Origin of the sequence: Corynebacterium riegelii (assembly GCF_016728505.1) — a bacterium.
Classification (GTDB): domain Bacteria; phylum Actinomycetota; class Actinomycetes; order Mycobacteriales; family Mycobacteriaceae; genus Corynebacterium; species Corynebacterium riegelii.
In genome coordinates, this window is sequence record NZ_CP068159.1 from 888,066 (window position 1) to 914,877 (window position 26,812).

27 protein-coding genes are annotated in these 26,812 nt (G+C 61.8%); 19 read left to right on the forward strand and 8 right to left on the reverse strand.

Annotated elements, in window-relative coordinates; all coding sequences use genetic code 11:
* Positions 1-85 precede the first annotated feature (85 nt).
* Positions 86-1,498 carry a dihydrolipoyl dehydrogenase gene (gene lpdA / locus I6I71_RS04020; RefSeq protein WP_236587388.1) on the forward strand — a complete coding sequence of 471 codons (1,413 nt, stop codon included), beginning with the start codon at positions 86-88 and terminating at the stop codon, positions 1,496-1,498.
* A gap of 239 nt (positions 1,499-1,737) precedes the next feature.
* Here the strand turns inward: lpdA and I6I71_RS04025 are convergent, their stop codons facing one another.
* A complete protein-coding gene (locus I6I71_RS04025) occupies positions 1,738-2,208 on the reverse strand; it encodes an SRPBCC family protein (protein ID WP_201822448.1) in 471 nt (156 codons plus the stop codon).
* Between the two features lie 258 nt (positions 2,209-2,466).
* Between I6I71_RS04025 and I6I71_RS04030 the strand changes: the two genes are divergently transcribed.
* The 7 genes from I6I71_RS04030 (at position 2,467) to I6I71_RS04060 (ending at position 8,834) form a co-directional block, all read left to right on the forward strand.
* Positions 2,467-3,240, forward strand: a complete 774-nt coding sequence (locus I6I71_RS04030; RefSeq protein WP_052205514.1) for a succinate dehydrogenase cytochrome b subunit — start codon at positions 2,467-2,469, stop codon at positions 3,238-3,240.
* Positions 3,241-3,262: 22 nt separating this feature from the next.
* Complete coding sequence (locus tag I6I71_RS04035) at positions 3,263-5,335, forward strand: fumarate reductase/succinate dehydrogenase flavoprotein subunit (protein WP_201822451.1); 2,073 nt, start codon at positions 3,263-3,265, stop codon at positions 5,333-5,335.
* Positions 5,335-6,084 (forward strand): succinate dehydrogenase/fumarate reductase iron-sulfur subunit, encoded by a 750-nt coding sequence (locus I6I71_RS04040; RefSeq protein ID WP_052205513.1) that lies wholly within the window; start codon positions 5,335-5,337, stop codon positions 6,082-6,084. Before I6I71_RS04035 ends, I6I71_RS04040 begins: the two co-directional genes overlap by 1 nt.
* A 119-nt stretch (positions 6,085-6,203) precedes the next feature.
* Positions 6,204-6,575: a hypothetical protein gene (locus I6I71_RS04045; protein ID WP_052205512.1), complete on the forward strand. Its 372-nt coding sequence runs from the start codon at positions 6,204-6,206 to the stop codon at positions 6,573-6,575.
* Between the two features lie 90 nt (positions 6,576-6,665).
* Entirely contained in the window at positions 6,666-7,946 is a 1,281-nt protein-coding gene (locus I6I71_RS04050; RefSeq protein ID WP_236587389.1) for a DUF445 domain-containing protein, read from the forward strand.
* 23 nt (positions 7,947-7,969) lie between these two features.
* Positions 7,970-8,509: a CGLAU_01105 family protein gene (locus I6I71_RS04055; RefSeq protein ID WP_201822453.1), complete on the forward strand. Its 540-nt coding sequence runs from the start codon at positions 7,970-7,972 to the stop codon at positions 8,507-8,509.
* Positions 8,510-8,519: 10 nt separating this feature from the next.
* Positions 8,520-8,834, forward strand: coding sequence for a DUF2516 family protein (locus I6I71_RS04060; RefSeq protein WP_083279003.1), 315 nt, complete (start codon positions 8,520-8,522; stop codon positions 8,832-8,834).
* On the opposite strand, the gene I6I71_RS04065 is transcribed toward I6I71_RS04060, so the two are convergent.
* From I6I71_RS04065 to I6I71_RS04075, 3 genes are read right to left on the reverse strand one after another with little or no spacing between them, the layout of a single operon-like run.
* Complete coding sequence (locus I6I71_RS04065; RefSeq protein WP_201822455.1) at positions 8,803-9,591, reverse strand: LmeA family phospholipid-binding protein; 789 nt, start codon at positions 9,589-9,591, stop codon at positions 8,803-8,805. The genes I6I71_RS04060 and I6I71_RS04065 overlap by 32 nt on opposite strands.
* A 5-nt stretch (positions 9,592-9,596) precedes the next feature.
* Complete coding sequence (locus I6I71_RS04070) at positions 9,597-10,406, reverse strand: methyltransferase domain-containing protein (protein WP_201822457.1); 810 nt, start codon at positions 10,404-10,406, stop codon at positions 9,597-9,599.
* Between the two features lie 18 nt (positions 10,407-10,424).
* Positions 10,425-10,916, reverse strand: a complete 492-nt coding sequence (locus tag I6I71_RS04075; RefSeq protein ID WP_201822465.1) for a DUF2505 domain-containing protein — start codon at positions 10,914-10,916, stop codon at positions 10,425-10,427.
* A 15-nt stretch (positions 10,917-10,931) separates the two neighbouring features.
* On the opposite strand from I6I71_RS04075, the gene I6I71_RS04080 reads away from it, so the two are divergent.
* Complete coding sequence (locus I6I71_RS04080; protein ID WP_201822467.1) at positions 10,932-11,939, forward strand: UDP-N-acetylmuramate dehydrogenase; 1,008 nt, start codon at positions 10,932-10,934, stop codon at positions 11,937-11,939.
* Here I6I71_RS04080 and I6I71_RS04085 read toward each other — a convergent pair.
* Together I6I71_RS04085 and I6I71_RS04090 are read right to left on the reverse strand one after the other, a co-directional pair.
* Complete coding sequence (locus I6I71_RS04085; RefSeq protein ID WP_201822469.1) at positions 11,936-13,627, reverse strand: long-chain-fatty-acid--CoA ligase; 1,692 nt, start codon at positions 13,625-13,627, stop codon at positions 11,936-11,938. The two genes, I6I71_RS04080 and I6I71_RS04085, sit on opposite strands and share 4 nt — an antisense overlap.
* 25 nt (positions 13,628-13,652) lie before the next feature.
* Positions 13,653-15,365: a long-chain-fatty-acid--CoA ligase gene (locus I6I71_RS04090; protein WP_052205504.1), complete on the reverse strand. Its 1,713-nt coding sequence runs from the start codon at positions 15,363-15,365 to the stop codon at positions 13,653-13,655.
* 624 nt (positions 15,366-15,989) lie between these two features.
* On the opposite strand from I6I71_RS04090, the gene I6I71_RS04095 reads away from it, so the two are divergent.
* Together I6I71_RS04095 and mshA are read left to right on the forward strand one after the other, a co-directional pair.
* Entirely contained in the window at positions 15,990-17,177 is a 1,188-nt protein-coding gene (locus tag I6I71_RS04095) for a MinD/ParA family ATP-binding protein (RefSeq protein WP_201822470.1), read from the forward strand.
* 35 nt (positions 17,178-17,212) lie between these two features.
* The gene (gene mshA, locus I6I71_RS04100; protein ID WP_201822472.1) at positions 17,213-18,475 is read left to right on the forward strand and encodes a D-inositol-3-phosphate glycosyltransferase; all 1,263 of its coding nucleotides are present in this window, start codon (positions 17,213-17,215) and stop codon (positions 18,473-18,475) included.
* 22 nt (positions 18,476-18,497) lie between these two features.
* Here the strand turns inward: mshA and I6I71_RS04105 are convergent, their stop codons facing one another.
* A complete protein-coding gene (locus I6I71_RS04105; protein WP_201822474.1) occupies positions 18,498-19,652 on the reverse strand; it encodes a chymotrypsin family serine protease in 1,155 nt (384 codons plus the stop codon).
* Between the two features lie 34 nt (positions 19,653-19,686).
* Between I6I71_RS04105 and I6I71_RS04110 the strand changes: the two genes are divergently transcribed.
* Genes I6I71_RS04110 through I6I71_RS04120 form a run of 3 tightly spaced genes read left to right on the forward strand, consistent with a single transcriptional unit; the run spans position 19,687 to position 22,338 of the window.
* Positions 19,687-20,433, forward strand: coding sequence for a phosphoglyceromutase (locus tag I6I71_RS04110; RefSeq protein ID WP_201822476.1), 747 nt, complete (start codon positions 19,687-19,689; stop codon positions 20,431-20,433).
* A 31-nt stretch (positions 20,434-20,464) separates the two neighbouring features.
* On the forward strand, positions 20,465-21,640 hold the full coding sequence (locus tag I6I71_RS04115; protein WP_236587391.1) for a sensor histidine kinase: 1,176 nt from the start codon (positions 20,465-20,467) through the stop codon (positions 21,638-21,640).
* Positions 21,641-21,648: 8 nt separating this feature from the next.
* On the forward strand, positions 21,649-22,338 hold the full coding sequence (locus tag I6I71_RS04120; protein WP_201822479.1) for a response regulator transcription factor: 690 nt from the start codon (positions 21,649-21,651) through the stop codon (positions 22,336-22,338).
* Here the strand turns inward: I6I71_RS04120 and I6I71_RS04125 are convergent.
* Positions 22,320-23,204: a hypothetical protein gene (locus tag I6I71_RS04125; RefSeq protein ID WP_201822481.1), complete on the reverse strand. Its 885-nt coding sequence runs from the start codon at positions 23,202-23,204 to the stop codon at positions 22,320-22,322. The genes I6I71_RS04120 and I6I71_RS04125 overlap by 19 nt on opposite strands.
* A gap of 33 nt (positions 23,205-23,237) precedes the next feature.
* Between I6I71_RS04125 and I6I71_RS04130 the strand changes: the two genes are divergently transcribed.
* The 5 genes from I6I71_RS04130 (at position 23,238) to I6I71_RS04150 (ending at position 26,448) form a co-directional block, all read left to right on the forward strand.
* The gene (locus I6I71_RS04130; protein ID WP_101733759.1) at positions 23,238-24,197 is read left to right on the forward strand and encodes a Ppx/GppA family phosphatase; all 960 of its coding nucleotides are present in this window, start codon (positions 23,238-23,240) and stop codon (positions 24,195-24,197) included.
* A 6-nt stretch (positions 24,198-24,203) separates the two neighbouring features.
* Complete coding sequence (locus I6I71_RS04135; protein WP_201822483.1) at positions 24,204-24,968, forward strand: hypothetical protein; 765 nt, start codon at positions 24,204-24,206, stop codon at positions 24,966-24,968.
* Positions 24,969-25,022: 54 nt separating this feature from the next.
* Positions 25,023-25,835 (forward strand): pyrroline-5-carboxylate reductase, encoded by an 813-nt coding sequence (proC, locus tag I6I71_RS04140; RefSeq protein WP_070495043.1) that lies wholly within the window; start codon positions 25,023-25,025, stop codon positions 25,833-25,835.
* 155 nt (positions 25,836-25,990) lie between these two features.
* Complete coding sequence (locus tag I6I71_RS04145; protein WP_052205496.1) at positions 25,991-26,182, forward strand: helix-turn-helix domain-containing protein; 192 nt, start codon at positions 25,991-25,993, stop codon at positions 26,180-26,182.
* 164 nt (positions 26,183-26,346) lie between these two features.
* Positions 26,347-26,448, forward strand: a complete 102-nt coding sequence (locus I6I71_RS04150) for a 30S ribosomal protein bS22 (RefSeq protein WP_003855542.1) — start codon at positions 26,347-26,349, stop codon at positions 26,446-26,448.
* The last annotated feature ends 364 nt before the right edge of the window (positions 26,449-26,812 follow it).

The following is a 26,812-nucleotide window of genomic DNA, read 5'->3' on the forward strand; positions in this document are numbered from 1 at the left end:
CACTTCCACATATATTGCCAGAGGTGCCAAACATTACGCGCGACTCTTCCCCACACAGCTTGCTAACCGACGTATCCTATTGGGCGTGACTAAAGAACATTTTGACGTTGTTGTACTCGGCGCTGGCCCCGGTGGCTATGTCGCCGCTATCCGCGCAGCACAGCTTGGCAAGAAAGTTGCTGTCATTGAGAAGCAGTACTGGGGCGGTGTGTGCCTCAACGTAGGCTGCATCCCGTCCAAGGCGCTTATCAAGAACGCTGAGGTTGCGGAGATCTTCAACCACGAGGCGAAGACGTTCGGCATCAAGGGCGACGTGGAGTTCGACTACACGGACGCACATACCCGCTCCCGCAAGGTCTCCGAGAAGATCGTTGGCGGCGTCCACTACCTGATGAAGAAGAACAAGATCACCGAGGTCAACGGCCTCGGCTCCTTCACGGACGCCAAGACCATCGAGATCACCGAAGGCGATGACAAGGGCAAGGTCATTACTTTCGACGATTGCATTATCGCCACCGGCTCCGTCGTCCGCACCCTGCCTGGCATCGAGCTGTCGGACAACGTTGTGTCCTACGAAGAGCAGATCCTCAACCCGGACGCGCCGAAGACCATGGTTATCGTTGGCGCTGGCGCCATCGGCATGGAGTTCGCCTACGTCCTGTCCAACTACGGCGTAGACGTCACCGTTGTTGAGTACATGGACCGCGTCCTGCCGAACGAGGACAAGGACGTGTCCAAGGAGATTGCGAAGCGCTACAAGAAGCTTGGCGTGAAGCTGCTCACCGGCCACGCAACCACCGCTGTACGCGACAACGGCGACTCTGTTGAGGTGGACGTAAAGAAGAACGACACGGACTCTGTTGAGACCCTGACCGTGGACCGCGTCATGATCTCCGTCGGCTTCGCACCGCGCACCGAGGGCTACGGTCTGGAGAACACCGGCGTTGAGCTGACCGACCGCGGCGCCATCGCTATCGACGAGCGCATGCGCACCAACGTCGACGGCATCTACGCGATTGGCGACGTGACGGCGAAGCTCCAGCTCGCCCACGTAGCCGAAGCACAGGGCATCATCGCAGCCGAGACCATCGCGGGCGCAGAGACCCTCGAAATCGAGGACTACATGATGACCCCGCGCGCCACCTTCTGCAACCCGCAGGTTGCCTCCATGGGCTACACCGAAGAGCAGGCTAAGGAGAAGTGGCCGGAGAAGGACATCAAGGTTGCTACCTTCCCGTTCTCCGCAAACGGCAAGGCGGTAGGCCTGGCAGAGGCAAACGGCTTTGCCAAGCTGGTCGCTGATGGTGAGTTCGGCGAGATCCTCGGCGCCCACTTCGTTGGCCCGCACGTCTCCGAGCTTCTGCCGGAGGTTGTCCTTGCGCAGCGCTTTGACCTGACCGCAGGCGACATCGCACGCTCCATCCACATCCACCCGACCCTGTCCGAGGTGGTCAAGGAGATCGCGCACGGCGTTGAAGGCCACATGATCAACCTGTAGCGCTGGCGTCTGCGCCGCGTGGCGCAGGTTCCACGCAGTTTGCAGCTACCTACCTGCAGCTACCAGTGAAAAAATCGCTTGGTAGCCGGGTCTAGGTAGCTGCAAACGCGTTTTTTGGGGGCGCGTTGGGCGCGCTGGGCATGCGGGGCGCTGGGCGTGCGGGGGCGGAGGGGAAAGAAAAACGCCAGCCCTGAGGTGGGGTGGCGTTTGGGGGTTAGACGTGGACGTCGATAAGCAAGCTAGTTCCCGGAAACCGCTGCGGCGAGTGAGTCGAGGGACTTGATCAGGAAATCATCATCGAAGGTCTCGCTGAACTTACGTACCGGGTCCAGCTCGATTTCATCGCGCAGGTACGTCAGGGTGACGCGGGTGTTGTCGGCATCGATCGGCTCAAGCTCGTAGAGCCACTTCGCGCCAACACGGACGCCTGCGGTGGTGTTTTCCACATTCTTCCAGCCAATAATGCGGTCCTGCTGGAATGCGAAGACCTCGTTGGTGGTCTGGTAGTCACCATCTTCCTTCGTCATGTTCATAGTGAAGGTGTCACCGACCGCCTTGATGCGCTCAGCCTTGTCGGCGGAGACCACCATGCCGGAGCCATCAGTTTCGGGGTGGCGCTCCGGGTTGGAAAGAAGGTCGAAGACCTCCTTCGCCGGTGCGTCGATGTCACGGATTACTTGGTTTTGATCGTTTTGGTTTGCGTCAGTCATGGCGCCAAGAGTACCAAAACACAAGGTTAGGGCATGCTTACCAACCAAAGTATGACGCTAAAAGGGGTAGCGGGGGCGAGACGTGGGCAAGATCACAAAAGGGGCCGTAAAGATGGAAATGCCCTACGTAAAGGTGGGGCAGGAGTAAATGAAACGGGGGGAACCTGAAGAAGCTGGGAAGCGGCTGGCAAACCTCTCGACTGAAAGTTCACACATGTGGCGTCCGTTACTTAGAGTGAAAACGACACTGGAGGTGCCATGACTGTAAAAAACGCAGACCGTGAAGCCATTCGTCACGGAAAAATTACTGAAACGCCGCTGCGCGAGCGGCCGTCATTCCCAACTTGGGCTTTGAAGCTCACCATGGCCATCACCGGCCTGATCTTTGGCCTGTTCGTACTGGGTCACATGGTGGGTAACCTGAAGATCTTTATGCCGCTGCACGCCAACGGCGTCGCCCCCATCGATGAGTATGGCGAGTTCCTGCGCACGATGGGTGAGCCGCTGTTCCCGCGTGAGGGCTTCCTGTGGATCATCCGCATCGTGTTGCTTGCCTGCCTGGTGCTGCACGTGTGGGGCGCGTTTGCGCTGCACGGTCGCTCGAAGCGTTCCCGTGGCAAGTTCAAGCGCACGAACCTCATGGGCGGCTGGCAGCCGACGGCGACCCGTTCCATGCTGATTACGGGCGTTATCCTGCTGCTGTTCCTGATCTTCCACATTCTGGATCTGACCATGGGCCAGGTCGTTGCGTCCGACGCGTTCGTACACGGCGCTGTTCGCGACAACCTGCTGGCTACCTTCGCTCCTGAGCGTTGGCCGGTCACGCTGTTCTACGTTTTGGCAATGGTTGCGCTGTGCCTGCACCTCACCCACGGTGTGTACCTCGCGGTATCTGACCTGGGCTGGTTGGGCGAGCGCGGCAAGGGCCTGATGGTGATTCTGGCGTACGTGCTGCCGTTCATCGTTGTCATTGGCAACATTGTGATGCCGATCGCGCTGGCATTCGGCGCCGTTCCTGGGTTCACTCGCTAAAGGCTGAAATAGGAGAAAAACTATGACTACCCCAATTTCCGCGACGCAGGGCGCATCCGGCGAAACGCAGGACACCCTCGCCGCTACCAAGGGCGCTGACGTCAACGCGGGTTTCCGCCAGCCTGAGTCTGTCGTTCCGGGCGTAACCCCGGGCGAGATCCTGGCCAGCAACGAGCCGAACCGTGACGAAGTGCGCATGAAGGACATGTGGCAGTACGCGAAGGACCACATGGAGCTGGTCTCTCCGCTGAACCGCCGCAAGTTCACCGTCCTGGTTGTTGGCACCGGCCTCTCCGGCGGCGCAGCTGCTGCCGCACTCGGTGAGCTGGGCTACAACGTGAAGGTCTTCACCTACCACGACGCGCCGCGTCGTGCGCACTCCATTGCTGCACAGGGTGGCGTGAACTCCGCCCGCGGCAAGAAGGTGGACAACGACGGCGCTTACCGCCACACCAAGGACACCGTCAAGGGCGGCGACTACCGCTGCCGTGAGTCCGACTGCTGGCGCCTGGCTATTGAGTCCGTGCGCGTGATCGACCACATGAACGCGATCGGCGCTCCGTTCGCTCGTGAGTACGGCGGCACCCTGGCCACCCGTTCCTTCGGTGGTGTGCAGGTTTCCCGTACCTACTACACCCGTGGCCAAACAGGCCAGCAGCTGCAGCTGTCCACCGCTTCGGCGCTGCAGCGTCAGATCCACCTGGGCAACGTGGAGATCTTCACCCACAACGACCTGATGGACCTGATCATCACGGAGAAGGACGGCAAGAAGCACTGCTCCGGCATTGTCACCCGTAACCTGATCACCGGCGAGCTGGCCGCGTTCACCGGCCACGCAGTCATCCTGGCTACCGGCGGTTACGGCAACGTGTACCACAAGACCACGCTGGCGAAGAACTCCAACGCTTCTGCGATGATGCGTGCGTACGAGCGTGGCGCTTACCTGGCGTCCCCGTGCTTCGTGCAGTTCCACCCGACCGGTCTTCCGGTTAACGCGTCCTGGCAGGCAAAGACCACCCTGATGTCTGAGTCCCTGCGTAACGACGGTCGCATTTGGACCCCGAAGGAAAAGGGCGACGATCGCGATCCGAACACCATCCCGGAAGACGAGCGCGACTACTTCCTGGAGCGTCGCTACCCGGCGTTCGGCAACCTGGTGCCGCGTGACGTTGCATCCCGTGCGATCTCCCAGCAGCTCAACGCTGGCTTCGGTGTGGGCCCGCTGCGTAACTCCGCATACCTGGACTTCTCCGACGCCATTGAGCGTCTGGGTGAAGAAACGATCCGTGAGCGTTACTCGAACCTCTTCGAGATGTACGAGGACTCCACGGGTGCAGACCCGTACAAGGAGCCGATGCGTATTGCTCCGACCGTGCACTTCACCATGGGTGGCCTGTGGACGGACTTCAACGAGATGACCTCCATCGACGGCCTGTTCGCCGCCGGTGAGTGCTCCTGGACCTACCACGGTGCAAACCGCCTGGGCGCTAACTCGCTGCTGTCCGCTTCCGTTGATGGTTGGTTTACCCTCCCGTTCACCATCCCGAACTACCTGGCGCACCACCTGGGCGAAGCCGCCCTGGATCTGGAGGCACCGGAGGTTAAGGAGGCGCTGACCCGCACTCAGGATCGCATCGATGCTCTGATGAACATTGAGCCGGTAGAGCCGCACGGCCCGGAGTACTTCCACGAGCAGCTCGGCGCAATCCTCTACGAGCACTGCGGCGTTGCCCGTACCGTTGAGGGCCTGCAGGAGGGCATTCAGAAGGTTCGCGCACTGCGCGAGGACTTCTGGCGCAACCTGCACATCCCGGGCGGCCAGCACGATATGAACCAGACGCTCGAGGCTGCGCTTCGACTGCTGGACTACATCAACCTGGGCGAGCTGATGTGTGTGGACGCTCTGGACCGCGACGAATCCTGTGGCGCGCACTACCGCATGGACCACCTCACCGACGACGGTGAGGCAGAGCGCGACGATGAAAACTGGTGCTTCGTGTCGGCTTGGGAGCCGGCAGGTGACGGCCAGTTCATCCGCCACGCTGAACCCCTGTTCTTCGATTCGATCCCGCTGATGGCAAGGAACTACAAGTAATGAAACTGACACTTGAGATCTGGCGTCAGGCCGGACCCGACACCGACGGCGCATTTGAGACTGTCCAGGTGGACGACGCTGTAGAGCAGATGTCCATCCTGGAGCTGCTCGACCACGTCAACAACCAGTACGTTGAGGCTGGCAAGGAGCCCTTCACCTTCGCACATGACTGCCGCGAGGGTATCTGTGGCACCTGTGGCCTGAACGTGAACGGTCGCCCGCACGGCGCTGGTAAGAACACCACCGCCTGCCTGCAGCGCCTGTTCAACTACAAGGATGGCGACACGCTGCGCATTGAGCCGTTCCGCTCCGGGGCGTTCCCGGTTATCAAGGACCTGGCTGTGGACCGTTCCGCACTGGACCGCGTTATGCAGCAGGGCGGCTACGTTTCTGTCAACGCTGGTACCGCACCGGACGCTGACACGCTGCACGTCAACCACCACGACGCTGAGCTGGCACTGGACTACGCAGCCTGCATCGGTTGCGGCGCCTGTGTGGCTGCCTGCCCGAACGGTGCTGCGCACCTGTTCACCGGCGCCAAGCTGAAGCACCTCAAGCTGCTTCCGCTGGGCCAGCAGGAGCGCGCACGTCGTGCACGCAAGATGGTGGATGAGCTGGAGACCAACTTCGGTCACTGCTCCCTCTACGGCGAGTGCGCCGATGTCTGCCCGGCAGGCATCCCGCTGGACGCTGTGGGCGCCATCAACGCAGAGCGCGCACGCGCAGCGTTCAAGGGCGGCGACGACTAAAAACAGCTTTCAGTTACGGTTCATGCGCCCTAGGGCGCATGCCGTATACTGAACCGTGATATTTCACCTGGAAACCCCTGGAAAACTGTTCCAGAAAAACTGACGCAAAGGACATGAACATGGCATCCCAGCACGCGGTTGCAGACATCCAGTCGGAGTCGTTCCCGGACTACCAGACGCAGCTGCAGGACTCCTACATTGAGGGCTACGACCCGGTTTCCCTCGGCGCTCCGCACTCCTCGCTGCTGCGCCACAGCACCTGGCTGTCCATGGCGTTCATCCTTGCGTTCCTGTACGGCCTGGGCATCTTCGTTTGGGGCCTGTGCGCCAAGTACGTTGGCTGGGGCGCTCAGACGCAGGATTACTCCTCCATCCTGATGATCCTCGGTGGCATTGAGATGGTGGCCTGCGTCATCCTCGCAGCAGTGCTCTTGGGCATTGGCCGCAAGGACTACAAGAACTACCGCAAGACCACGGGCCGCGTGAACTAACACGGACTAACACGTCTAACACGGACTAACCCCCGTAAAACAGCTCCCCGCTTCCACCTGGAGGCGGGGAGCTTGTGTTTAATCGAGGGCATGTCACATGTGATGGAGATGCCGTCGCCAAGCAATGAGGCTCAGCGGCGGCGGACGCTGCGAAACCACAAGATCTTTGTCACCAGCCTGCTCGGCGTGGCGGCGGTGATCTTTTTGGCGTGTTCCTGGTGGCAATCCCAAGGCACCGCGCCCGGCTGGGTGGGCTACGTGCGCGCCGCGGCGGAGGCTGGCATGGTCGGCGGGCTGGCGGACTGGTTTGCTGTCACCGCGCTGTTTAAGCATCCGATGCGGATCCCGATCCCGCACACCGCGATCATCCCGAACAAGAAGGACCAGGTTGCGGACGCGCTGAGTGAGTTTGTCAGTGAGAACTTCCTCAACGCCCAAACCATTACCAGCAAGGTGATGGAGGCCCGCATCCCTGAGCGGGTGGGTAAGTGGCTGGTGCAGCCAGCGAACGCGGAGCGGGTGAGTGCGGAGCTGGGCACGTTCGCCGCCCGCATGATTCGCGGCATCAACCCGAAGGATGCGGAGGCCTTCCTGCAAACCTATGTGGTGGATCGCGTCGCTGAGCCGATCTGGGGTCCGCCGCTCGGCAGGATGCTGGAGGGCTTTATTGCGGACGGCAAGGTGGAGCCCGTCGTCGACGACATCCTGGCGTGGGCGCGCACAAAGGTCGACGAGATGGAAGAGCCCATTGTCACCACCATTGACCAGCGCATGCCCACCTGGGCGCCGCAATTTGCCAAAGACCTCGTCGGCGCGCGCGTGTACCGGGAGCTGACGGAGTTCGTGGCGGATGTGGATGAGGACGAAAACCACCAGGCCCGCCGCGCGATCCGCCGCACCATCAACCAGTTCGCGCAGGACCTGCAGTTTGACGGCTCGATGATCAGCCGCGTCGAGGACATCAAGGCCGATGTAATGGCCTCGGCAGCTGTTACCGCTGCGCCCGGGCAGATGTGGGAGCAGCTGTCCACCACGTTGTTGGGGATGGTGGAGGATGGGGGTTCGGCGTTGCGCATACAAGCAACAAGCTCCATTGAGCACTGGGGCATGCTGCTTGCCGACGACCCGTCGACCCGCGCCACCGCCACCCAAAAACTCGAAACCGCGGTCCACTTCGCGGCGGAAAACGGTGCCGACCAGATTGTGGGCATCATCGCGGAGACCATCCAGGCGTGGGACGGCGCGGAGGCCGCGGACAAGATCGAGCTGATGGTGGGCAAAGACCTGCAGTTCATCCGCCTGAACGGAACTTTGGTCGGTGCACTGGCCGGGTTGGTTATTTACACTGTGAGCCAAGTGCTGTTTTTCTAGATTTTGAGAATACGGAGGAAACAATGACTGAGAACAACACCAACAACGCCAACAACACCGAAAACCAAGAGGTCCGCGACAACCTGCGTGAGGTCGGAGACGCCCTGCTGTCTGCCGGCTCCGCACTGGGTGCCGCTGTGGGCAAGTTTGTAGACGGCCTGCCGGAGCGCGTGGCTAACGCGAGCGAGAAGGCTCGCGAGACGCTGAACTCCGCCACCACGGACGGTGAGGTGAGCTCGGTTGCCACCAACTTTGCCAACGAAGCAGAGAAGCTGTTCAACTCTTTCCGCGAGCGTGATCTGAAGTTCTCCGAGGACGCAAAGAACACCGTGATGGATGCCATCGGCGATATCCGCGAAAGCTTTAACAAGCGCCTTGAGAACGTGGACACCGAAGGCGCAGAGAAGGCCTTCAACGAGGTGCGCGACCGCTTTGAGAACCTAGCGCGTCGCGTCCAGGAACAGTTCGCCGAAGCCAAGGATGCTGTGGCAGACGCTGCGGAAGACGCTGCGGACGAGATCATTGACGGCGAGGTTGTCGAGGATACGGATTCCACCAAGTAGGGTGTAACGCATGCTCGACTCTGCCACCGTTGAACAAATTTTTATGATCATGCGCGTGCCGCTGATTGCGGAGCGCCTTCTGTTCATCCTTGTCGGGGTGGCAGGCATTGTCGGCGTGGTGTTGGCGTCCACCACCCGCGCCGACGCGTTTGAGGCAGCTGGCCGTCAGCCGAAGATGGCGTGGGCGGCAATCCTGTTTGTTTCATCCGCCGCGCTGTTGCTGCGGATCCCGTTCGTGGCGTGGTTCGGCGCCGTTGCGGTGGGCATTTACTGGTTTGATGTGCGCCCGCAGCTTAAAGGCCTTGAGCCTGGTGGCTCCTGGTAACTGACATCTGCTGCAGCTCGTAGAAGTTCACCTTCTCACCCGTCATCTCAAGCACTAGGCCTGCTGGGGTGACGTGGACGTTATTAAGCCGCATGGCCCCCGCCTCCTGGTTGGCTAGGCCTTCCTGGAGTGATTGGGTGATGGCGTCTGTGATCTCGCCTGGCAGGTCGAAGCCGAACAGTTGGGTGCCGGTGGTTTCAAACTGCACGCCCTCGGCGGTGGGGACGGGGCGGATATCTATGTTGGCCACGCCACGGGTGAAGGACAGGGTGAAGGTGCCTGCCTCCGGGTCAGTGGTGACTGATGAGACGGTGATCAGCGTGTCCAGCAGCGCGTTGTTGCCAAGCTGCTCGCTGATCGCCTGGTTCAAGATGGCCTGCAGGAGTGCGGACGGTAGCTCGGCCTGCATGCTGAGGTGATCAGCAATCGGTTCCTGATCAACCAGGCGGACTTTGTCCATGGCGATGGTGGCGGCGGGTTCGCCGGTGATTTGGCCGTCATTGATCATCAGGGTGGATGGCGTCTGGATTGTCATGTGCGGAAGCGCGCCGCCGAGCATGCCAATGGTCAGCGGGGTAGCGCCGAAGGACACGTCTGGTTTCGCCGCGACAACGCCGGGGGATTGCGCCGCGTACTGGGCTTCAAAGCCGTCTTCGATCTGCTTGGACAGGAAGATGCGCAGGCCGGCTTCTGCGATGAGAAGCAGGATCAGAAGCGCAGCTAGGACACCGATGAGGATTTTCCACGCTGATTTCATGGGGGCTAGTCTACGGGTGCGACTGCCCGCCAGGCGACGGTGAGGGTGTTGTCGCGCAGGCGGCGTCGGAAAGGAGCCAGCGGCCAGCCGCGCGCAACGAGCTCCTTGTGGGCCTCCCGCCAGCGCACGCGTGGGCCGTGTGGGGCCCAGCCGGCGGCGTTGGCGTGGGCGCGGTCTGCGTCTTGAAGCAGCTGCCAGATGGGCTCGCCCTCAACATTGCGGTGGATGAGTGCTTTGGGGAGGCGCTCAGCAATGTCGCTGGGTGTTGCAACGTCGAAGGGGTCCCAGGCAAGGGTGAGGCTGACGGGGCCATCAGCATCAAGAAGCACCCAGGCGGCGCGGCGCCCCAGCTCGTCGCAGGTGCCCTCAATGAACAGGCCGCCGGGCGCCAAACGCGAGCACACGGCCGACCAGACTGAGGCCACCTCGGCCACGTCGTACTGACGCAGCACGTTAAACGCCCGCACCAGGTGGGGTTGGTAGCCGGCGAGTTCGAAGCCGCCGAGCTCGAAGCGCACGCCGTTACGGGGCGGAAGCACCCGTTCCGGGTCGATCTCCAAGCCGACAACCTCCACCCGCGGGTTGAGCTGGCGCAGCCAACCAGCCCACTCCACGGTGGTGGTGTGGGAGGCGCCGTAGCCAACGTCTAGCGCAAGTGGAGTGGCCACAGAACGCAGCAACGCCCCGACGCGCGGGTTGTATCTGGTCCAGCGGTCGGAGCGTCGAAGACGGTTCACGCCGGTAGTTCCGCGCGTGATCACGCCATATGGTTTTCCTGCGGCCGAGGTGGAGCGCAGGTTGTGATAGTGGGGCACAGGGATAACCCCGAGGCACTAGAGGTTTTCGGTGATCCACGCCTCGGTGAGCTTGGCCTCATTGGCCACGATCTCCTCGAGCGCTTCCGCCACCTTCGGCTCCAGTGCGGCACCCATGAACGGGATGTCTACCTTGACCTCATTGTCGTAGGCCAGGGTGGTGGTGTCGCCTGCGCCGCTGAGTGCGATTTCGCCGGAGAAGTCCACCGGGGTGCCCTTGACGTCACCGGTGAAGGTGTGGGTTGCGGTCTCGCCGTCGAGTGCGCCGATGTTTACTACGCGCTTGAGCTTCAGGTCCTGCGAGATCATGGCCTGAGCGGCTGCCGGCATGATGGATTTCGGCAGCACCTCAAAGAGGACCACGGAGTCACCGGTGAACTCGTTGACCGAGCCCGGTTCCGGGGAGAGCTTTGCAGCAATGTACTCCCAGTACTCCTTGGAGGCGTAAGCCTTGGCCACCTTTTCCGCTGGGTGGTTGATGGTAACGGAGGTTTCGCTACGTACAGTCATGCCCAACAGACTACCGTGGCTTACGTGCAAGACCTATCTTTCGCCGATTTGACCACCCTGCGTGTTGGCGGTGTGCCCGCCGCGGTCCGTGAATGCGTGACAGCCGATGAGATCATCGCGGCCGTGTCCCAGCTGGATACGGCAGGCAGCCCCCTGCTGGTTGTTGGGGGTGGCTCCAACTTGTTGGTTGCAGACGGCCCCCTGGATCTCACCGCTGTGCTGGTGCGCAATGAGGGCATCCTGCTTGACGACGCAACGTTGACCATCCAAGCCGGCACCCCCTGGGACACCGTCGTGGAGTTTGCAGTGGAAAACGGCCTGGGCGGCATCGAGGCCTTGTCCGGCATCCCGGGCTCTGCGGGTGCGACGCCGGTGCAAAACGTTGGCGCGTACGGCGCCGAAATCGCCGACGTGCTTACGCGCGTGCGTTTGTACGACAGGAAGACGGGACGCGACGAGTGGGTACCGGCCTCTGCTCTGGATCTGGCGTACCGCTACTCCAACCTGAAGTTCACCTCGCGCGCCGTGGTGCTGGAGATTGAGCTGCAGCTTGAGCACGCGGAGCTGTCAGCGCCGCTGCGTCATTTGGGTGGGGAGCGTGTGCCGCTGGCGCAGGCGCGCCAGTCTGTGTTGGAGACGCGCCGGGCGAAGGGCATGGTGCTCGATGCCACCGACCACGACACCTGGTCCGCAGGCTCGTTTTTCACCAACCCGGTTGTGCCCGTTGAGGTTGCAGATCAGGTGTTTGCGCAGGTTGGGGAGGACACGATGCCGCGCTACGCGGCTGGTGAGGGCCAGGTGAAGCTGTCCGCGGCGTGGCTGATTGAGCGCGCCGGGTTCCCCCGCGGCTACCCGGGTGAGGATGCGCCCGCGCGCTTGTCCACCAAGCACACGCTGGCGCTGACCAACCGTGGTGGCGCGCGTGCCGCGGACATCGTGGCGCTGGCCCATGACGTCCAGGCAGGGGTGCGCGAGCGCTTCGGCGTGGAGCTGCACCCCGAGCCGGTGTGGGTGGGCCTTTAAGCCAGGCGCTCGAGCAGCGCCGCGCGTACTTCGCGGCGGCGCACCTTTCCCATCTGGTCCCGGTTGAGATCCTCGAAGTGGTAGAAGGTGCGCGGCACCTTGTAGCGGGTGAGGTTTTCGCGGGCGAAGTCTTTCAGCCCGTCGGGGTCGAGGGCGGCGCCGTCTTCAAGCACGATGCACGCAACGACGTCCTCGGAGCCGTCCGTACGCGGGCGGCCAACCACGGCAACGTCCTTGATGTCTGGGTGGCGAAGCATGACTTCCTCCACCTCCGCCGGGTACACGTTGAAGCCGCCGGTGATGATCAGCTCCTTGATGCGCGAGACCAGGCGCACGAAGCCGTCTTCCTCCATCACACCCATGTCGCCGGTGCGGAACCAGCCGTTGTGGAACGCGACGTCCGTGTCCTGCGGGTTGTTCAGGTAACCGGCGAAGACTTGCGGGCCCTTGGCCAGGATCTCGCCGGCTTCGCCTGTCGGCATATCCTCGTCCAGGTTCTTCGGGTTGGCAATGCGGATTTCCGTATCGGGGAAGGGGATGCCGATGTAGCCCGGGCGCCTGTCCGCGGAGCGCGGGTTACCAATCAAAATCGGGCCGGTTTCGGTCAGACCGTAGCCTTCCACCAGGTGGCCGCCGGTGAGCGCCTCCCAGTCCTCAATCACATCCGCCGGCAGTGACGACGCCCCCGAGAAGCCCACCTGCACCTCCGAGAGGTCCACGTTCTGCTCCTTTGCGGTGTCCACAATGCGCTCAAACACGGTGGGCACACCCGGTACGAACGTGGGCGGGGTCTTCTTCAGCGTGTCCATGATCAGGTTCATCTTCGGTGCCGGCAGCAGGACCAGCTCAGAGCCGATCAGCATCATCAGCGTCAGCGAGAACGTCAGGCCGTATGCGTGGAAGAACGGCAGGGTGGCCAGCATACGCTGGCCCGGCTCCTGCAGCTCCTTGACCCATGCGCGGCCCTGGATCGGGTTGGCCATCAGGTTGCGGTGTGTGAGCATTGCGCCCTTCGGCGCGCCAGTGGTGCCCGAGGTGTACAGGATGAGTGCTGGGGAATCCGGGGTCACTTCATCGGGGGTGGCAATGCTGTCGCCGTCCCCACCGATGGCAGAGCCGGTCAAAACCTCCCATGGCACGGTGTGTGAGCACGGTCCGGTGAGTGCCTCGCGTGCTTCACGGATCTTGCCAAACGGGATCTTCAAAATCAGCTGCTGCAGGTGCGGCATCGCCTTGGTCATGTCCACCGAAATGACCGTCTCCAACGGGGTGTCTGCGCGCAGTTTCTCCAGTGTGTCTGCGGTTTTATCCCACACGATTGCAATGCGGGCACCGTGGTCCCTAAACTGCGGGCGCAGCTCATTGGCGGTGTAGAGCGGGTTGTGCTCCACAACCACGCCGCCGAGCTTCTGCACGGCGTAGAACGCGGCCACGTGCTGCGGGCAGTTCGGCAGCATGATTGCCACGCGGTCGCCCGGCCGCACACCGAAGGCCTTCAGGCCGGCTGCGGCGCGGCGAACCTCACGGTCAAGCTCAGCGTAGGTTTGGCCGCGGCCGAAGAACCTTGTTGCGGGTTTCTCCGCGTTCTTTTCTAAGTTCTCGTCATACAGACGAGCCAGCGTGATCTCGCTGTATTCAAGGGTGTGATCAGTCCACTCGGGGTAATACTGCAGCCAAGGCTTTTCCATGGGCCCTAGCGTACCCCGAGACAACCTACGGCTCCGTAACTTCGTGGCCTGCTTCCAGCGTGTCGACGAGCATATCCCTCACCTCACGCCTCCGAATCTTGCCCGTCTGATCACGCTTCAGCTCTTCGAAGTGGTAGAACGTCTTCGGCACCTTGTAGCGGGTAAGGCGTTCGCGGGCATACTTCTGGAGGCCGTCGGGGTCGAGGGCGGCGCCGTCGACAAGCGTGATGCACGCAACGACATCCTCCGAACCGTCGTGCCGCGGACGACCCACAACCGCAATGTCATCGATGTCCGGGTGCTCGCGCATGACCCCCTCAACCTCATCCGGGTACACGTTAAAGCCGCCGGTGATGACCATTTCCTTAATGCGGGCGACCAGCTTGATCCACCCATCAGGCTCCATAATCGCCATGTCACCGGTGCGGAACCAGCCGTCATGGAACGCGCGCTCATTCGCCTCTGGATTGTTCAGGTAACCGGCGAAGACCTGCGGGCCGCGGGCAAGCAGCTCGCCCGGCTCACCGTCCGGCATCGTGCGGCTGGGATCATCCGGGTCCGCGATGCGAATCTCCGTGTTGGGGAACGGCAGGCCAATGTATCCCGGACGACGCGTGCCATCCAGCGGGTTACCCACCAAAATTGGCGACGTCTCCGTCAAACCGTAGCCCTCAATGAGACGGCCGCCGGTGGCGTTTTCCCAACGCTCAATCGTGGGCGCCGGCAACGTCGATGCGCCAGAGATAGAGGTATGGACCGAAGAAAGATCAACGTTGCTTTCCACAGCCCAATCGATGATCTTCTCGTACAACGTGGGCACACCCGGCAGCACCGTAGGCTTCGTCTTTGTAATCGCCGGCTGGTAGAGCTCCGGCTGCGGCGCCGGCACCAGCACCATCTGCGCACCAATGGTTAGCGGCAGGCCATAGTTCAGCGCCAGGCCGTAGATGTGGAACAGCGGCAGCACGCCCAGCACCTTCTCCTTGACCGCGCCCCAGTCCTCCAACCACTCCATGCCGGCACGCAGCACCGACACAATGTTGCGGTGCGTCAGCGGCGCGCCCTTCGGCTTACCCGACGTGCCAGAGGTGTACAGGATCACTGCCGTATCTTCCGGGCTGATCTGCGGGAAGTGCACCTTGTGGGAACCCAGGTGCATAAACGCGCGCCACGGCATCGTGCCCGGTGCAGCCTTGGTCAGCTGCGCGCGCTTCTTTGACACTGATGGGAGCGGCAACTGCAGCGCTGCGCGAAGATGCAACGGCATCTCCTCAGTCATATTCACCGAAACGACCTGCTCCAGCGGAGTCTTACCAATCAGCTCCGTGAACACATCCGCGCGCACATCAAACACCACAGCAAGCTTCGCGCCGTGGTCATTGAACTGATGCTCCAGCTCATAGGCGGTATACAGCGGGTTGTGCTCCACAACAACTGCGCCCAAGCGCAGGATCGCCGTGATTATCACGATGTGCTGGGGGCAGTTCGGCAGCGCCACAGCCACACGGTCGCCCGGGCCAACGCCCAACGTGGTCAACGCCGCAGCAGCCTTGCCCACCTGCTCATTGAGCTGCGCGTAGGTCAACTCCTTGCCCATGAACCACGTTGCGGCAGTCTTGGGCTGAGTTGCCACGACCTGGTTGAACCAGCTCACCAGCGTGTCATTGCCAATCGACGGATTCGGGTTGGTCCAGCTGGCGTACTGCTTGATCCAGGCCTTCTCTTCGCTTGCTCCCACGTGGGCTCCTTTGGTTATCTGTTTCCGTTGATGGTTTCCTTGGCAAAACAATGTAGCGGAGTATAACTTACGATGCCGTAGGTTTGGGGGTTTTGGCGGGTTGGTTTTGGGGGTTTGGTGGCTGTATTGGCGGGTTTCTGACAAATCTGACGTGACGCCCTCTCTGTCAGGCTGGCGACCTGGGCAAACGCAAGCCGCGTTGTCAGATTTGTCAGGATCCCCGCGTGCCCACTGACAAATGTGACGTGACGCCCTTAGTGCCAGGGTGGTGAACTGGGCAAACGTAAACCGCGTCGTCAGATTTGTCAGCCGGGTAATGGGGCGGCACCCTGAATCCTGAATTTGTTTCCCAAAAACGGGCAAAGAATTCAGTTGCCGCAGGTGGCCAATGGACTCAATCCAAAAGAATTCAGGATTTGACCCGGCCGTCTGAATTATTTCCGCCCAATTAGGCTGCGCTTGCGAAAAACTTAGCTAGACTTCAGGCGGAAGGGGGGATCGCGAAGGGAATCGCGATGCTATCCGGGGGAATCCAGTCTCTGCTACCAGCTGCTGTTCTCCGGTAGCTGCCTCCCACCGAACTACACGGCCCAAGACCAATGGGCATAACCGCAGGAGGCGACTATGGAAGAACGCACCGTTGACCGCACCGTGACGCAGCCGGAGCTGGAGGAGTTTTTTGCTCGACTGGCAGACCCGACACCGTACCCCGGCGATGACGAGCCCTGGGACAACACCCCGCCAGCCAACACCCCGCCAGTCAACACCCCGCCAGCCAACACCCCGCAAACCAGCTATCAGCCAGAACCCGCCTACTACGCCCAACCAGCCCATCAACTTCAACAACCAGCCCAACACCAACCCCAACCGAGCCGCCCTGCCAAACCCGGCGCGCTGGACACTCGCAACCTGCTGAATCCGGTGAAGCTTCCGCCGAAGAAGGGGTGGCGCAAACTGGTGTATTCGGCAACCGGAGGGAGGGTGAACCCGGGGAATTCGAAGAAGCAGATGGATGAGGATCGTCTGTTGGCGGCGGTGCGCGCGCCGCTTCGGGGCGATTACCGGATTGCGGTGATGAGCCTGAAAGGTGGCGTGGGCAAAACCACGACCACGGTGGCGCTGGGCGGGGTGTTTGCCAGGGAACGTGGAGACAGAGTGATCGCCATTGACGCGAACCCGGATTTGGGCACGTTGGCGCAGCGGGCGGCGGCGCCTTCCCCGGCGACGATCCGTGACCTGCTCAACGCCGAGGATACGGCACGGTACCCGCAGGTCAGGGCGTTTACGGCGCAGGCGAATTCGCGGCTTGAGGTGATTGGTTCGGAGCGTGATCCGGCGGTTAGTGAGGCGTTTTCGGAAAGCGACTACCGCCATGCCATCGACATCCTGCAGCACCACTACAACGTGATCTTGACGGATTGTGGGACGGGGTTGATGCATTCGGCGATGGCGGGCGTGCTGGACCTGGCCAACACGTTGGTGTTGGTGACCTCGCCGGCGTTGGATGGCGCGCAGTCGGCGGCGGCCACGCTGGATTGGCTGACCATGCACGGCTATGACCAGCTGGCGGCGAATGCCGTGGTGGTGGTCTCCAACGCGGCGCCGGGCAAGCCGACGGTGGATATGTCCAAGATCATCGAGCATTTCCAGGCGCGTACGCGGGCAGTGCACGTGATTCCCTTTGATAGGCATTTGGCGGAAGGGGCGGTGGTGGACGTCGATAAGCTGCAAAAGCCCGTGCTTGAGGCTTATAGACGCCTCGCCGCAACCATCGCCGACGACTTCAACTCCTGGCATCGCCACGCTGTGTAACATGCCCAGCGGCAAGGCGCGCTAGTCTGGCCCGCATGCGCGTTGCCATGATTTCCATGCACACTTCCCCGCTTGAGCAGCCCGGGATGGGCGATGCGGGCGGGCTGAACGTTTACGTCCACAACACCGCTATTCAGCTTGCGCGGAGCGGAGTGGAAGTGGACGTGTTTACGCGCGCCACCCGCCCCAGCCAGGGCGAGATTGTGCAGGTGGAGGACGGCTACCGGGTGGTCAACATCGTCGCCGGGCCGTATGAGGGCCTGGAGAAGGAGGACCTGCCGACGCAGCTTGCGGCGTTTTCGGGTGGCGTGGTGCAGTTCGCCCGCGCCAACAGTGTGGACTATGACCTGATCCATTCGCATTACTGGCTCTCCGGCCAGGTGGGCTGGCTGCTGTCGGATTTGGCGGGTGTGCCGCTGGTGCACACGGGGCATACGTGGGCGGCGGTGAAAAACGCCTATGCCGCCGACGCTTCAGAGTCCGAGGCGCGCCGCATTTGTGAGCAGCAGTTGGTGGACAACGCTGAGGCGCTGGTGGTGAACACGGAGGATGAGACGATGCAGCTCGCGCGGTTCTACGACGTGAACCCGGAGAAGATCGACGTGGTCAGCCCCGGCGCGGATACGCAACTGTTCACCCCGGGCACGAACCGGAATACGGAGATGGCTCGCCGTCAGCTGGGTATTCCGCTGCATGCGAAGGTGGTGGCGTTTGTGGGCCGCTTGCAGGATTTCAAGGGCCCGCAGGTGTTACTTCGCGCGATGGGTGAGGTGGCTCGCCGTAGGAAGGTGGATGCGCCGCTGCGCGTGATCATTTGCGGTGGTGCGTCCGGGGCGGGTGCGAGTGTGGAGCGCTACCACGACATCGCGCGGGAGGAGGGCATTGCGTGCATCACGAGGTTCCTGGGCCCGCGCCCGCCACAGGAGCTGGTGAGTGTGTACCAGGCCGCCGACGTCATCGCTGTGCCCAGCTACAACGAAAGCTTCGGCCTGGTCGCAGTGGAGGCGCAGGCCACGGGCACCCCGGTGGTTGCCGCGCGCGTGGGCGGCCTGCCGCTTGCGGTTGCGGATCAGGAGACCGGGCTGTTGGTCGACGGCCACGGTTCAGCCGCCTGGGCCGATGCGTTGGAGCTTTTGCTTGCCGACGACTCCCTGCGCATCACCATGGGACGCACCGCCACGGGGCATGCCGCGAAGTTCAGCTGGGCGGCCTCCGCGCAGCGTCTCATCGAGGTGTACGAGGAGACGCTATCCGGCTTCGAACCCGGCCAGGCGACGCGCCAGCCAGCGGGGATCTAGCGGGGAACTAACAGCGGCGCTGCTAGAGCGCGCCGAAGTTGTGGGCAACGGAAAGCCCCGCCCAGCGGGTGATTTCGTCGACGTGCTGGCCAGCGAGGTTGCCCACCTCAGCCGGGTTGAACTGGCCGCGCGCCGCGTCCTGGGCCACGCGGTTCGCGTCCGCCTGGGCGTTGGCAATGGCCTGGTTGAGTTTCTCGTTCGGGTTTGGCGGGACGTAGCCGCGGTTCAGCTCGTTGATCTGGTTTTCCAAACCGCCGAACTCCTGGGTGGCGGGCAGGAAGTCGGCGTGGGGAGCGTCAGACGGGGCGAGGGTGAAGTGCTCGTTGACCTGGCCGTCCGGGATCCCAAATGCTTCCTCCACAATACGATCGGCGGCCTGCGCTTTGCCTAAGGGACCCAGCACCATGGAGGTCACGCCGATGACGGAGCCGTCGCGCGGGTCATAGTTCACGCCGCCCGAGTCACCCTGGACGTAGTTCAAGTTCCACGAGAACACACCATCACGGTTGCGGAAGAGCTGCGTGCCGCAGGTGCGGCCCGTGGTAGAGCCGTCTTTGCAGATCGGCTGGCCAGCAACGTCGAAGGAGACCTCGCCTGGGCGCAGGGTTCGGTAGTCCTTCAGCGTGGTCAGCTCCACGGGAGCGCTCGGGCCCTCACCTGCGGAGGTTTTGGATTGGGAGATGTGGGTGGGGTTGACGCCAGCGTCGATAAGCACGAAGCCCCAATCAGCCGTGGTGTACGTGGCAACCGGATCGTCCAGGTTCATCGCTGCCGGCGGGACGTAATTCGCGCGGCCGCGCACACCGATCGGCTGGTAGGTGCCACCCACGTTGACCTGCACCTGATCAGTCATATCTGGCAGGTTTGGCAACGGGGTAATGCAGTGCGACGCAGTCAACATCACCTTCTGCTCCGAACCATCCAAATGCCGGATCGTGCCGGACGGGCCCTGGGAGCACACGTAGGTGAAAAATGACGATGGAACTTTCACGTCATCGCCATACCCATTCTTCACTGTGGCCGGCGGATTCTTCGGCATGATGCGCATCGGCGCACCCGGCGCAGCCAGCGCAGGTTCAGCCGCAACGGCCGGGGAAGCAAAGGGGGAAGCAAAGGTGGAAGCAAAAACAGTGGCCGCCGCGAGGCAAGCGGCAGCCCGAGTGGTTGAAAATCGCATGCCTCACAGCCTAAAGCGTGGCATGCTTGAATGCATGGGTAACGGAAAGCTGATCCTGGTCCGTCACGGCCAGAGCGAATGGAACAAGTCGAATCAATTCACCGGTTGGGTAGACGTTGACCTGACCGAGCAGGGCGAGAGCGAGGCAGTCAACGCCGGCAAGCTCATGGTGGAAAAGAATGTCCTGCCGGACATCGTGTTCACCTCCCTGCTGCGCCGCGCAATCCGCACCGCAAACATTGCGCTGAACGCGGCGGATCGCCACTGGATTCCGGTGGTGCGCAACTGGCGTCTCAATGAGCGTCACTACGGCAAGCTGCAGGGCCTGAACAAGGCGGAGATCCGCGAGCAGTTCGGTGAAGAGCAGTTCATGTCCTGGCGCCGCTCCTACGACACCCCGCCACCGGCAATTGACACGGACAACGAGTACGCCCAGACCAATGACCCGCGCTACGCGTTTTTGGAGGAAGTGCCGCGCACCGAGTGCCTCAAGGACGTGGTGGAGCGCTTCACCCCGTACTACGTGGACGTCATCCGCCCGGAGATCCTTGCCGGCAAGACCGTCATGGTTGCCGCACACGGCAACTCCCTGCGCGCGCTGGTGAAGTACCTGGACGGCATCTCTGATGAGGACATCGCTGGCCTGAACATCCCGACTGGCATGCCGCTGGTGTACGAGTTTGATGAAAACGGCCGTGTGGCCAACCCGGGTGGCACCTACCTCGACCCGGAGGCAGCAGCTGCCGGTGCCGCCGCTGTGGCAAACCAGGGCAAGAAGTAGTTCACTGGAGCTCACTGGAGTTTGACTCGGTTTGGATGAAGTAACGCCGATTTTCGCGTTCCTGATCGGCGTCGCGTTCACCGCGGCCGCCGTATGGGCGCTGCGCACGTACCGCAGCTGGCGCGAGCGTATGTCGGATGACGATGATGCTGCACCAAGCCAGATCTCCACGGTCAGCCAGCTGCTGAACCTGGCGGTGCAGGGCTCGCCTACGGGCATTGCCATCTTCAACCGTGGTGCGCGGGTGATCATGTCGAATGCCCGCGCCCACGACATGTCCATCGTGCATGACCGCACCATCAACCCCGAGGTGTGGGACGCAGCGCAGCTAGCGTTTGAGGATCTGGAAACGCACACGCTTGATTTGGACCTGCCGCGCCGGGCCACCGGCAACCGTATCCGCAACGTGTCCGTGGTGGTCAAGCCGCTCACCCTCACACACAACTCCTATGTCATTGCGTACTGCACGGATGAGTCTGAAAACGTGCGCATGGAGGCGGCAAGGCGTGACTTTGTTGCCAACGTTTCCCATGAGCTGAAAACGCCGGTTGGTGGCATGTCGCTTCTGGCGGAAGCGCTGATGCAGGACCCAGGTGACGCGGACATGGTGGAGCACTTCGGTGAGAAGCTGCTCAAAGAGTCCCACCGCATGGGGGAGATGATCACGGACCTGATCAACCTGTCCAAGCTCCAGGGTGCGGAGGCACTGCCGGAGATGGTGCCCGTGAGCATTGACGCGGTGATTGATGAGGCGATTGAGCGCAACCACGTCAGCGCCGAAAACCATGACATCGTGCTCACTCGCGGCGCCACCACGGGTGTGGAGGTGATGGGGGACCGCGCACTGTTGGTTGCTGCGGTGTCCAACTTGGTGTCCAACGCCATCAACTACTCGCCGAACGGCAAGCAGGTGAGTATCTCGCAGAAGGTGGTGCGTGAAAACGTGGTGCTGGTGCGGGTAACTGACCGCGGAATTGGCATCGCGCCCGAGGACCAGAAGCGCGTGTTTGAGCGTTTCTACCGTGTGGACAAGGCGCGTTCCCGCTCAACGGGCGGCACTGGCCTGGGGTTGGCTATTGTCAAACATGTGGTGGCTAACCACGGCGGTAACATCAAGCTGTGGTCGCGGCCCGGTACCGGGTCCACGTTTACCATCGAGTTGCCTATTTACCAGCCGGATCAGCGGCAGGTACCCGGGAAGGACTGACAGTTAAAGTGACAACAATCCTGATCGTTGAAGACGAAGAATCTTTGGCGGAGCCTTTGGCGTATCTGCTGAAGAAGGAAGGGTTTGACACTGTCTGGGCGGCCGACGGTACGGCTGCGCTTGAGCAGTTCAATGAGGACAGCATTGACTTGGTGCTGCTGGACTTGATGCTGCCGGGCATGAGTGGCACGGATGTGTGCCGCAAGCTGCGCGCTGAGTCGGATGTTCCCATCATTATGGTCACGGCTCGTGACTCTGAGATTGACAAGGTTGTTGGCCTTGAGCTGGGCGCGGATGATTACGTGACCAAGCCCTATTCCACTCGTGAGCTGATTGCTCGCATCCGCGCGGTGTTGCGCCGCGGCCCGGAGGTGGAAGAGGTTGATGAGTTTGATGACCGCATTGTTGAGGGCGGCCGCGTACGCATGGATGTGGAGCGCCACACGGTGACGGTGGATGGCCAGCCTGTGGCGATGCCGTTGAAAGAATTCGACCTGCTGGAGTACCTCATGCGCAACCCCGGCCGCGTGCTTACTCGCGGTCAGCTCATTGAGCGCATTTGGGGTGCGGATTATGTGGGCGATACGAAGACGTTGGATGTGCACGTCAAGCGCCTGCGCACCAAGATTGAGCGGGAGCCCTCGCGCCCGACCCAGCTGGTTACGGTGCGCGGTTTGGGCTACAAGTTTGAGGCTTGAGTTGCCGCAGGGTGCTTTTGCTTTGCGACGTCCGGCGCCAACCCCCTCGCCTCACAATGCGCCGCGAGTACCTCATAAGGTGCCTCGCCGATAAGCGCGATCAGTTCGGCTTTCATGGAACGCCAGACGGGGATCGCGTCAGCGTCGTTACGCGGGGCGTGGCACGAAGGTGCGCCGCTGCACCACCAGTCGAAGTCCTCACCACCTGAGCCCCACTGGCGGCGGTCGTACTCACCGATGGTGGTGCGAAGGATTTCTTGGCCGTCGGGGCGCTCCTCGTAGGCGTCCTCACGCGAGAAAGGCACCTGCCAGCACACCTCAGGCTTGGAACCGACAATATTCTTGCCCGCCGCCATGGCGTACTGGTGCAGGGCACAGCCCGGGCCGGTGGGATGGCCGTTGCGGTTGGCAAAGATGCAGCCGCCGTCAACCACCTTGGTTTTCATGTTGTCTTCTTCATCCCACTCAAGCCACGGCTCAAGCTCAGTGATGTCCCCGTTGGCCAGGAACAAGTCCGTGTCTTTGGGGCGCAGCTGCCAATACTTCGCCGGCAACTCCGCCACCGCGTTATACAAATCATCACGATCCTGCTCATCCGCCATATAGGCGCCGTGGTTGCAGCAGCCAACCTCACGGATCTCTTCATGCATGCCCAGGCACTCCGGAGTGCCGAAACGGCACGACCAGGTGGACTCCACCCAGGTCAAGTCAATAGTGAAGGAGTGCAGCGGATCCTCCGGGTGTACGAACTCGAACCACTCGCGGGGAAAATCAGGCGGTACTTCACGCCCCGCCGCGATGGATTTACCCGCGGGCGAGCTTGCAGGAAAACCTAAGAAAACTTCATTCGGGGCTGGTTGATTCACACCGAAGCACCTTATAACCGTTACGCTTGCTGTGTGCGTTTAGGTGTATTGGATGTAGGCAGCAACACCGTCCACTTGGTGGCGGTGGACGCTCACTCAGGGGCGCGCCCCACCCCAATGTCCGACTGGAAGCAGCCACTGCGGCTTGTTGAGCTTCTGGACAAAAAGGGAAACATTGAGGACAAGGGCGTAGAAAAGCTCATCAGCGTTGTCCAAGAGGCCGCAGACCTTGCGGGCAACCTGAAGTGCGAAGAGTTCCACGGGTTTGCCACCTCCGCGGTGCGCTCTGCCACCAACTCGGCGGAAGTGCTCAAAGCCGTGGAGAAGAAAACCGGCGTCAAACTGCGTGTCCTGAGTGGTGAAGAAGAGGCGCGCCTGACGTTTCTGGCCACCCGCCGCTGGTACGGCTGGTCTGCCGGCCGCATCACCAACTTAGACATCGGCGGCGGCTCTTTGGAGCTGGCCACCGGCACCGAGGAAGTACCGGATCTGGCAGTGTCGCTGGATCTGGGTGCGGGCAGGTTGACCCACGAGTGGTTCGACACCGACCCGCCGGAGCGCAAAAAGATCAACCTGCTGCGCGACTACATTGATGCCGAACTTGCTGGCCCCGCAGAGAAGTTCCGCGCGATGGGCGAAACCGGCCTGGCCGTGGGCACGTCGAAGACGTTCCGCTCACTGGCACGCCTGACCGGTGCCGCACCATCCTCCGCTGGCCCCTACGTCAAACGAACCTTGACCGCGCCGGGCCTGCGCCAGCTCATCGCGTTCATTTCCCGCATGACCGCGGCTGACCGTGCCGAGTTAGAAGGCATCAGCACGGACCGCTCCCACCAGATCGTGGCGGGCGCGCTTGTTGCGGAAGCTGCTATGCGCGCCCTAAACATTGATAAGTTGGAGATCTGCCCGTGGGCTCTGCGCGAAGGCGTGATCTTGAAACGCATCGATAATGACACCGCAGGCGCCGCCGCGGCGATGGATGAAGGAGTGTAGCTAAAGATGTCTGAGCCAAAACAGCTCACCGTTGCGGAGATCCTCGCCCGCGCACAGAAGGAGAATCCCGAGCTTGGCACCCGCCGTCGCCGTCGCCGCAGCCTTGAAGACGGTGGTGTGTCCGTCGCCGAACTGACCGGCTCCATAAAGAAGGTCGAGGCTAAGCCGGCGGAGTCGCGCCACTCCAGCGTTCCTATCGACGCGCCCGCTGAGAAGCCAGCCGCGCCTGCCGCGCCTGCGAAGCCTGTGGATTCTGAAGCGCCCGCTGCTGCGCCGAAGGTTGAGCCGAAGGTTGAAAAACCTGAGGTGAAAAAGGTTGAGCGCGCTTCGGAAGACGAGACCGCGGTAATCAAGAAGGTCTCCGACGTGCCGGCAGCGCCCGCACCAAAGGCTGAGGCGCCGAAAACTGAAGCGCCGAAGCCAGCACCGATCGTTGATCTAGATGCCGCTCCGACCAAGGTCGAAGAACTTGAAGAGCTCGACGAGTTCGAAGACCTCGAAGGCGCTGAAGACACCGAAGAAGCTGGCGTCAACCCGATCACCCTGGTGCTGATGGTGTTCCTCGGTGTTGTCCTGGGCATCCTCGGCTTCATGCTGTTTAAGTGGCTGTGGACCAGCACACCTACAGCGGTGGCGGCCATCCTTGGCGTGATCACGGTGGCTGGCTCCGTCTACGCGGCGCGCGCAATTGGCACTGGCCGTGACTGGCTGTCGGTTGGTCTCGCAGGCGTTGCCGCCGTCGTGATCGCGTTTGGTCCGGCGCTGCTCTAGCCGCTCTTCCAACACACTCACCACAAAAAGGGGTACCTAGTGCAGAATGCCGACGTGCAAAAAATCGCCGTTTTGGGTGCGGGCAATATCGGCGAGGCGTTGATCGCCGGCCTATTGAACTCCGGCGTTGACCCCAAGCAGATTGTGGCGACGAATAGGACGGAGGAGGCGTCGGCAAGCATAGCCCAGCGATACGGGGTGCTGACCGAAACCGACAACCGTGCCGCCGTGGATGAGGCCGATGTGGCGGTGCTGTGCGTCAAACCGGCGCAGATCCCGCAGCTGCTGGATGAGATCAGTGACCAGGTGGACCGCAACGACACCGGCACCGTCTTAGTGTCCATGGCCGCGGGCGTGTCACTTGCCGCCATGCAGGACGCCATCTCCACCGCAGGAGCCCCCATCGCGCGCGTCATGCCCAACACCCCCATGCTGGTGGGCAAGGGCGTGCTGGCAGTTGCTTATGGACGCTACGTTGACGACGAACAACGCACCCTCGTCCGCGACCTGCTCCAGGCTGCCGGCAAAGTCGTCGAAGTCAACGAATCACAGCTGGATGCCGTGACCGCGATCTCCGGATCCGGGCCCGCCTACTACTTTTTGATGACCGAGGCGCTCGTGGACGCGGGGGTAGCCCTGGGCCTCAACCGTGAACTGGCAACCGAGCTGGCCGTGGCCACTGCGGCGGGTGCTGGCGCGATGCTGGAAGGCGAATATACGCCAGCGGAGCTGCGTGCGGCAGTCTCCTCACCTGCGGGAACAACGGTTGCTGCTATCCGTGAGCTGGAAGAGTCCGGGCTGCGTGGCGCCTTGTACCGGGCCGCTGAGGCATGTGCGGAGCGTTCCGCGGAACTTGGGAACCACTAGTCACACACGTTCACAGCGGGCACTTTTGAAATTTCTTACCCCATAAGTCGCGCGCGACACACCGTTCACGGTAAGCTCGTTCAAGCACGTGCGTGTCCGTCCTGTGGGAGGGGAAGCCTACAGCGCGCCTACCGTGCGGAAGGTTAAAGAAAATTATGGCAAGTGAAGAGAAGGGCAAGTTCCTTACCGTCGCGGAAGTCGCGGAGATCATGCGCGTTTCCAAGATGACCGTCTACCGCCTCGTGCACTCCGGCGAACTGCCGGCAGTGCGTGTGGGCCGCTCGTTCCGCGTGAACGAGACCGCGGTCAACGAGTACCTCGAGTCCTCGGTGTACGACGTCGGATAAGGCTTCTTGCTTATCTACACCCCAAGCCCGGCACCTCCACATAGTCAGCGGAGGTGCCGGACTTTTTGTCCTGAACAGACACCCCTGTATGCTATTTAGCATTCTCACCGGCCTGGCCTGCCGGAGAACGAGTACATGTACCGATAAAGAAACGAGGAAACCCAGTGGGTTCAGTAATTAAGAAGCGCCGCAAGCGTATGTCCAAGAAGAAGCACCGCAAGATGCTCCGCCGCACTCGTGTGCAGCGTCGTAAACTTGGCAAGTAAGCCTTAGGTTTTGGGCCCGCTCTGGTTAGAGCGGGCCTTTTTCGTTTAATCCTGACAAATGTGACAATTTGGGGTGGCCCATTGGAGTGCGACCTGGGGAAACGCAAATTGCGTTGTCACATTTGTCAGCCGGACGTCCAGGCGGCACCCAGGCGGCGCCTCGAATCCTGAATTTGTTTCCCGAAATCGGCCAAAGAATTCAGTTTCCCCAGGTCGCTGATGGCCTCAGGCCAAAAGAATTCAGGATTCTCTTTTCCTGACTGCCTTTTCGCAACCACTCGGGCACGGCCGGAATGCAACAATCCGGCGATTGCTTCAGTGGCAGCGAATTTCGGTCGGCCGTCCGCCCGCACCATTTAAACCT

Coding starts and splice junctions, on each gene's coding strand:
- I6I71_RS04025 (WP_201822448.1), bottom strand. CDS start 2,208: ATGACTGACGCAAACCAAAACGATCAAAACCAAGTAATCCGTGACATC.
- I6I71_RS04030 (WP_052205514.1), top strand. CDS start 2,467: ATGACTGTAAAAAACGCAGACCGTGAAGCCATTCGTCACGGAAAAATT.
- I6I71_RS04035 (WP_201822451.1), top strand. CDS start 3,263: ATGACTACCCCAATTTCCGCGACGCAGGGCGCATCCGGCGAAACGCAG.
- I6I71_RS04040 (WP_052205513.1), top strand. CDS start 5,335: ATGAAACTGACACTTGAGATCTGGCGTCAGGCCGGACCCGACACCGAC.
- I6I71_RS04045 (WP_052205512.1), top strand. CDS start 6,204: ATGGCATCCCAGCACGCGGTTGCAGACATCCAGTCGGAGTCGTTCCCG.
- I6I71_RS04050 (WP_236587389.1), top strand. CDS start 6,666: ATGTCACATGTGATGGAGATGCCGTCGCCAAGCAATGAGGCTCAGCGG.
- I6I71_RS04055 (WP_201822453.1), top strand. CDS start 7,970: ATGACTGAGAACAACACCAACAACGCCAACAACACCGAAAACCAAGAG.
- I6I71_RS04060 (WP_083279003.1), top strand. CDS start 8,520: ATGCTCGACTCTGCCACCGTTGAACAAATTTTTATGATCATGCGCGTG.
- I6I71_RS04065 (WP_201822455.1), bottom strand. CDS start 9,591: ATGAAATCAGCGTGGAAAATCCTCATCGGTGTCCTAGCTGCGCTTCTG.
- I6I71_RS04075 (WP_201822465.1), bottom strand. CDS start 10,916: ATGACTGTACGTAGCGAAACCTCCGTTACCATCAACCACCCAGCGGAA.
- I6I71_RS04085 (WP_201822469.1), bottom strand. CDS start 13,627: ATGGAAAAGCCTTGGCTGCAGTATTACCCCGAGTGGACTGATCACACC.
- I6I71_RS04095 (WP_201822470.1), top strand. CDS start 15,990: ATGGAAGAACGCACCGTTGACCGCACCGTGACGCAGCCGGAGCTGGAG.
- mshA (WP_201822472.1), top strand. CDS start 17,213: ATGCGCGTTGCCATGATTTCCATGCACACTTCCCCGCTTGAGCAGCCC.
- I6I71_RS04105 (WP_201822474.1), bottom strand. CDS start 19,652: ATGCGATTTTCAACCACTCGGGCTGCCGCTTGCCTCGCGGCGGCCACT.
- I6I71_RS04110 (WP_201822476.1), top strand. CDS start 19,687: ATGGGTAACGGAAAGCTGATCCTGGTCCGTCACGGCCAGAGCGAATGG.
- I6I71_RS04135 (WP_201822483.1), top strand. CDS start 24,204: ATGTCTGAGCCAAAACAGCTCACCGTTGCGGAGATCCTCGCCCGCGCA.
- I6I71_RS04145 (WP_052205496.1), top strand. CDS start 25,991: ATGGCAAGTGAAGAGAAGGGCAAGTTCCTTACCGTCGCGGAAGTCGCG.